1 protein-coding gene is annotated in these 657 nt (G+C 51.1%); it reads right to left on the bottom strand.

Features of this window, described 5'->3' with window-relative positions; genetic code table 11:
- A partial coding sequence (locus ACYVRA_RS07995; protein WP_461252204.1) for a twin-arginine translocation signal domain-containing protein occupies window positions 1-148 on the bottom strand: 148 nt, incomplete at its 3' end.
- Between the last annotated feature and the right edge of the window lie 509 nt (window positions 149-657).

Here is a 657-nt window from a genome sequence, read left to right as displayed (position 1 = left end):
TCGGCACGTCTTTGCCAAGCGCCGGGCCCGCCCCGCCGCCGCACCCGCCGACGGCAGCCAGCGCGGCTCCGGCGCCGAGCAGCTTCATAAAACCGCGGCGGTCGATGCCGACGCTGTCGGAAACGCCGCTATCGACCGTATCTTCCATAATATAAGCTCCAAAATCTGAAATTCCGGCGGAAATCGATTAACCAATCTGTGAGACTGTTGCAAAATCGGTGTAAACCACTAAGACGTTGAAATCACCGTCATTGCGGGCTTGACCCGCACCGTGTTTATCGCGGCGAAGCCAATCCCCTATTATGCAAGGAGATGGCGGATCAAGTCCGCCATGACAGTTAAATCAGACTAAATCAGTTTACACAAAATCTGAAACTGTCTCTTCCTTATTATACCATGTTGATTTGAAGGGTCGCAACCTAACATTGTTATAAAATACATCGCGGCGGCCGCTGTGTCAATTTTTTTTCGCTATAATCCTCCCCACCCCCTCCGTGAACTGTCTCTTATACACATCTAGATGTGTATAAGAGACAGGTTCAGCTCCTCCAAAAGCTCCCGCATACGAATTTTGCGCTGCTTAGAACTCATCCGCTGATATTCCAGCACCGCCATCAAATTGTCCGCCACAGAAAGTTTGCGGAAGACCGACGGTTC

Source organism: Treponema sp. R8-4-B8 (assembly GCF_054786175.1).
Note: the sequence above shows the minus strand (reverse complement) of the source record. Positions and strands in the feature narration are given on the sequence as shown.